The organism is Ornithinibacter sp. (genome assembly GCF_035443565.1).
GTDB lineage: Bacteria > Actinomycetota > Actinomycetes > Actinomycetales > Dermatophilaceae > Fodinibacter.
Map to the genome: position 1 here is coordinate 38,538 of NZ_DAORSO010000004.1, position 5,415 is coordinate 43,952.

Genomic DNA, 5,415 nt, shown 5'->3' on the forward strand with positions numbered 1-5,415 from the left:
GCGCCCGGCCTGCGCGGGGCCGCGGTGGATGCGCGGCTCGACGGGCTCAGCCGCCTCACCGACCGCGAGCGCGAGGTGCTCGTGCTGGCCGCGCGAGGGCTGTCCAACAGCGAGATCGCCGCCCACCTCGTGCTCGGCGAGGCCACCGTGAAGACCCACGTGTCGAGCTGCCTGGCCAAGCTGCACGTGCGCGACCGGGTGCAGGCGGTCGTCGTCGCCTACGAGGCGGGCCTCGTCCTCCCGGCGGAGGCCTGACCCGCGGGGCCGCCCGCCGACCTCACCCGGCGGGCTGATCCACCGCCGCGACCGCCCGTCTAGCGTCGAGGCATGGCACAGATCGAGACACGAGGGCTGACCCGCACCTTCGGCGACGTGCGGGCCGTGGACGGGGTCGACCTCGTCGTGCGCCCCGGTGGCCTGACCGGGTTCGTCGGCGGCAACGGCGCCGGCAAGACGACCACGATGCGCATGATCATGGGCGTGCTTCGCCCGGATGCCGGGCAGGTGCTGTGGGGGGATCGGCCGATGACCGCCGCCGACCGCCAGCGCTTCGGCTACATGCCCGAGGAGCGCGGGCTCTACCCCAAGCAGAAGGTCGCCGAGCAGCTCGCGTACCTCGGGCAGCTGTCTGGGATGTCGTCGGCGGCGGCGAAGAGCGCGGTCGCCGAGCACCTCGAGCTGTTCTCGCTCGGTGACCGGGCCGGCGAACGGGTCGAGGCGCTCAGCCTGGGCAACCAGCAGCGGGTGCAGATCATCGCGGCCCTCATGCACGGCCCCACCGCGCTCATCCTCGACGAGCCGTTCTCCGGACTCGACCCGGCCGCCGTCGACGCGATGGCGGACATCCTGCGTGACCGGGCGGCATCCGGCGTGCCCGTGTTGTTCAGCAGCCACCAGCTCGACCTCGTGGAGCGGTTGTGCGACAGCCTCATCGTGCTCGCCCGCGGCCGGGTCGTCGCCCAGGGCACCGTGGAGACGCTGCGCGCCGGTGGGCCCACTCGCTACCGACTCGTCACGGCGGGTGACGTCGGGTGGGTGCGTGACCAGCGCGGCATCCACGTCCACGACGTCGACGGGGGGCGGGCGCTGCTCGAACTCATCGACCCGGGGGCCGAGCAGGCCGTGCTGCGGGCCGCCGTCGACCGCGGCCCGGTGCTCGAGTTCGCGCAGGTCGTCCCGCCCCTGTCCGAGATCTACCGAGAGGTGACGGCATGAGCACCCAGACGACTCAGCCTTCATCGGCCACCGAGGTCGGCCAGCCGTGGCTGCTCGTGGCCCGCCGTGAGGTCGCGACCAAGCTCGTCGACCGCTCGTTCCTGGTCGGCACCCTGCTGACGCTGGCGCTGATCATCGGCTTCGTCGTGCTCCAGGCCGTGCTGGCCGAGCGGACGAGGACCTATGACGTCGTCGTCACCTCCAGCGCCCAGACGATGGCGGATGCCGTGGCGCGTCAGGCGCCCACGCTCGACGACGGCATCCGGGTCACCGTCGTCCCCGCTGCGGACGACGCAGCCGCCGAGGCGGCGGTGCGCGCGGACGACGCCGACGCGTGGCTCACCGAGCGCGACGGGTCGTGGCTGCTCGTCGCCCACGACGAGGTGCCGAGCGGGCTCGAGGCGGTGACCGCGACGGTGGTGCGCGACGCCGTGCTCACCCAGAACGCCGATCGGGCGGGCACGTCGGTGGCGGCCCTGACGGCGGGCACGACGCTGGAGTCCGACGTCCTCGTCGGCGACGCCGACCAACGCGGGTTCGCCCAGGGCATGGCCTTCGCGCTGGCGGTGCTGTTCTACATGGCCTCGCTCATCTTCGGCATGACCCTGGCGAACAGCGTCGTCGAGGAGAAGCAGTCACGCATCGTCGAGATCATCGCGACGAAGATCCCCGTGCGGCACCTGCTCGCGGGGAAGATCGCCGGCAACACGGTGCTCGCAGTCGGCCAGATGGCGCTGTACGCGGCGATCGGGCTCGTCGGTCTGCGGTTCACCCCGTACTCCTCGTTCCTGCCCTCGGTCAGTGGGGCACTCGGGTGGTTCCTCGTGTTCTTCCTGCTGGGCTTCCTGCTCATCTCCTGCCTGTGGGCCGTCGCGGGGGCGCTCGCCAGTCGCACCGAGGACGTGCAGTCGACGTCCACCCCGGTGACGATGCTGCTCGTCGCGATCTTCTTCGGCTCCCTCCTGCTCGACGGCCCGGCCCAGACGGTGCTGTCCTACGTGCCCCCGGCGTCGGCGATCCTCATGCCGCAGCGCGTGCTCGAGGGGTCCGCGCAGTGGTGGGAGCCGCTCGTGGCGCTGGGCATCCTCGCGGTGGCTGCGGGCGCGGTGGTGCTGCTGGCCGAGCGGCTGTACCGGCGGTCGCTGCTGCAGACCCAGGGTCGGCTGTCCATGCGGCAGGCCTGGTCCGCCCCGGAGTAGCGGCTCGTCCCCGCGAACCTCCTTGCGTCCGGCAGGTTGGCTGCTGGAGCAGCCAACCTGCCGGACGTTGCCGACAGCCCTTCGGGGACGTCCGGCAGGTTGGTGGCCCCGACCACCGGGTTGCAGGACGCAGCAGGGTGTGATTAAGGTGAGGCTTACCTAACTAAGGGTTGCCTTACTTGGCGTGCCCACTGCTCCGGAGGTCACCCGAATGCCGTCTCGCCGTCACCTGCTCGCCGCCCCCGCGCTGGCCCTCATCGCCCTCGCCGGGTGCTCGACCGGGCCGCGTGACACCGCGGCCTCGTCCTCGGCCACGAGCAGCACCGCCGTCGACGCCGCGGCCTACCCCGTCACGATCACCCACGCCCACGGGTCGACGACGATCGAGCAGACCCCCACCCGGGTCGCCACCATCGGCTGGGCCGACGCCGACGTCGTCGCGGCGCTGGGGGTCGTCCCCGTCGGCGCCCCCAAGATCACGTGGGGTGGCAACGCCGACGGCTCCACCGACTGGTTCGACGCCAAGGCCGGCGAACTCGGCGTCAAGGACGGCGACATCGCCCGCTACGACGACTCCGCCGGCATCCCCTTCGACGACATCGCGGCGACCAGGCCCGACCTCATCCTCGGCCTGTCCTCGGGTGTCTCCAAGGAGGACTACGACAAGCTGAGCAAGATCGCCCCCGTCGTGCCCTACACGGTCGCGCCGTGGGGGACGCCCTGGCAGGACCAGCTCGAGGCCATCGGCCAGGCGCTCGGCCGGCCCACGCAGGCCGCCGCGCTCGAGGCCGCCACGACGAAGACCATCGCGGATGCCGTGGCCGCCAACCCGCAGCTCAAGGGCAAGAGTGCGGCGTGGGCGTGGTTCAGCCCGACCGACCTGTCGACGATCGGCCTCTACACCACCGCCGACCTGCGACCGCAGATGCTGCGTGAGTTCGGCCTCGTCGACTCCCCGACCGTCGTCGAGCTGAGCAAGGCCGACCCCTCGGCGTTCTCGGTGAACCTGTCGGCCGAGAAGGCCTCGACGCTCGACGCCGACCTCGTCGTCTTCTACGCCGCCGAGGGCACCCAGACCGACGACATCATGGGCAACGCCCTGCTCTCGCAGATCCCGGCGCTGCGCAAGAAGCAGTTCGTCGCCAGCGCCGACAACGCGATCGCCCTGTCCATGTCGCTGCCGAGCCCGCTGTCGGTGCGCACGGCCGTCGACGACTTCCTGCCCAAGATCGCCACTGCCCTGAGCGGCACGCCCACCTCGTGACCTCCACCCTCACCCCGCGTCGAGTGCGGAAGTGGTCGCCCTGGCAACCACTTGCGCACTCGAGGCAGGGGAAGCCCGCCGTCGTCGTCGCGGCCGGCCTCGCCCTGATCGCGGTCACCTCGCTGACGTCGGTGCTCGTCGGTGTCCAGTCCCTTGCGCCTGGTGAGGTCCTCGACGCGCTGCGGGGGATGCCGGTGGGCCAGGAGACCGCGGCGATCGTCGCCTCCCGCGTCGACCGCACGGTCATCGGGCTCGTGGTCGGGGCAGCCATCGCTCTCAGCGGGGTGGTGCTGCAGGGGTTGACCCGCAACCCCATCGCCGAGCCCGGCATCCTCGGGCTGAACGCCGGGGCTGCCCTGGCCGTCGTCATCGGCATCCGCTTCCTCGGGCTGTCGAGCGTGACCGGCTACGTCGTCGCGGCGCTCGTCGGCACCATCGCCGTCGCCGTGCTGGTGCAGTCGCTCACCCTCATGGCGCCCCGCGCGAGTGCCCCGGTGTCGATGGCACTCGCCGGGGCAGCCGTCATGGCCCTCGCCCAGAGCCTCATCGGTGCCGTGGTCGTCACCGACCGGGGTGCCCTGGACAGCTTCCGGTTCTGGCAGGTGGGCTCGGTCGCCGGTCGTGACGCCACCCAGGTGCTCGACATCGCGCCCTTCCTCCTCGTCGGCGTGGTGCTGGCCCTCACGTCCGGTCCGACGCTCGACGCCGTCGCCCTCGGTGACGAGCTGGCCCGCGGGCTCGGGCAGAACGTCATGCTGCACCGGGGGCTGGCCGCCGCTGGTGCCGTGCTGCTCGCGGCCTGTGCCACGGCGCTGGCCGGGCCCATCGCGTTCGTCGGGCTCGTGGTGCCGCACCTCGTGCGCGCCGTCGTCGGGGTCGAGCACCGGCGGGTGCTGCTCGTCTCGCTCCTCCTCGGCCCCGTGTTCGTCGTGCTCGCCGACGTCGTCGGCCGCCTCATCGCCCAACCGGGTGAGGTACAGGCCGGAATCGTCTGCGCGGTGCTCGGGGCACCCGTCCTCGTGGCGGTCGTCCGCCGGGTCAAGGGTCTGTGATGGCGACGTCAACCACGGATGCCGTCCCGGCACCCACGGCGACCATCACGGCATCCGGCACCACGGCATCCGACGCGGTCGCCCGGCACCTTGCCGCCGCCCGGCGGGGCCCGCGCCGCCGCCGCGCCCTCGTCGTCGGTGTCCTGCTCCTGCTGCTCGTCGCCCTCGTGCTCGTGCGGGCGCTGCTCGGCGACTACCGGGTCTCGTTCGTCGACGCGATCGCGATCATCGGCGGCGAGCAGATCCCCGGGGCGTCGTTCGTGCTCATGGAGTCGACCCTGCCGCGGGCGGTCATGGCCGTGCTCGCGGGGGCGGCGTTCGGGGCGGCCGGGTCGGCGTTCCAGGTGCTGCTGCGCAACCCGCTCGCGAGCCCCGACGTCCTCGGCATCACCCTCGGGGCCAGCGCCGGGGCCGTCATCGCGGTCGTGACGTTCGGGGTGCGCGGCACACCGGTCACGCTCGCGGCGCTGGCCGGCGCGTTCGGTGCGGCGGCGCTCATCCTCAGCCAGGCCGGAGGTCGCGGTGGGGCGACCGGCCGGATGGTGCTCGTCGGGGTGGCGCTCGCGGCCGGGCTGTCGGCGGTCGTGCACTGGGTGCTCGTGCGCGCGAGCACCTACCAGGCGCAGGATGCGCTGATCTGGCTGAGCGGCAGCCTGAACTCGGTCACCTGGGCCGAGATCGCGCG

At 72.6% G+C, this 5,415-nt stretch carries 6 protein-coding genes; all 6 read left to right on the forward strand.

What is annotated here, in order from left to right; all coding sequences use genetic code 11:
* A partial coding sequence (locus PLL68_RS01240; protein WP_324530886.1) for a response regulator transcription factor occupies positions 1 to 255 on the forward strand: 255 nt, incomplete at its 5' end.
* 72 nt (positions 256 to 327) lie between these two features.
* A complete protein-coding gene (locus PLL68_RS01245; protein WP_324530888.1) occupies positions 328 to 1,215 on the forward strand; it encodes an ABC transporter ATP-binding protein in 888 nt (295 codons plus the stop codon).
* Positions 1,212 to 2,414, forward strand: coding sequence for an ABC transporter permease (locus PLL68_RS01250; protein ID WP_324530890.1), 1,203 nt, complete (start codon positions 1,212 to 1,214; stop codon positions 2,412 to 2,414). The genes PLL68_RS01245 and PLL68_RS01250 overlap by 4 nt, the downstream gene beginning before the upstream one ends.
* 211 nt (positions 2,415 to 2,625) lie before the next feature.
* Positions 2,626 to 3,678, forward strand: a complete 1,053-nt coding sequence (locus tag PLL68_RS01255) for an ABC transporter substrate-binding protein (protein ID WP_324530892.1) — start codon at positions 2,626 to 2,628, stop codon at positions 3,676 to 3,678.
* Positions 3,675 to 4,730, forward strand: a complete 1,056-nt coding sequence (locus tag PLL68_RS01260) for a FecCD family ABC transporter permease (protein ID WP_324530894.1) — start codon at positions 3,675 to 3,677, stop codon at positions 4,728 to 4,730. The genes PLL68_RS01255 and PLL68_RS01260 overlap by 4 nt, the downstream gene beginning before the upstream one ends.
* The coding region (locus tag PLL68_RS01265; protein ID WP_324530895.1) for an iron chelate uptake ABC transporter family permease subunit at positions 4,730 to 5,415 on the forward strand (686 nt) is incomplete at its 3' end. The genes PLL68_RS01260 and PLL68_RS01265, both read left to right, overlap by 1 nt.

Coding starts and splice junctions, on each gene's coding strand:
- PLL68_RS01245 (WP_324530888.1), top strand. CDS start 328: ATGGCACAGATCGAGACACGAGGGCTGACCCGCACCTTCGGCGACGTG.
- PLL68_RS01250 (WP_324530890.1), top strand. CDS start 1,212: ATGAGCACCCAGACGACTCAGCCTTCATCGGCCACCGAGGTCGGCCAG.
- PLL68_RS01255 (WP_324530892.1), top strand. CDS start 2,626: ATGCCGTCTCGCCGTCACCTGCTCGCCGCCCCCGCGCTGGCCCTCATC.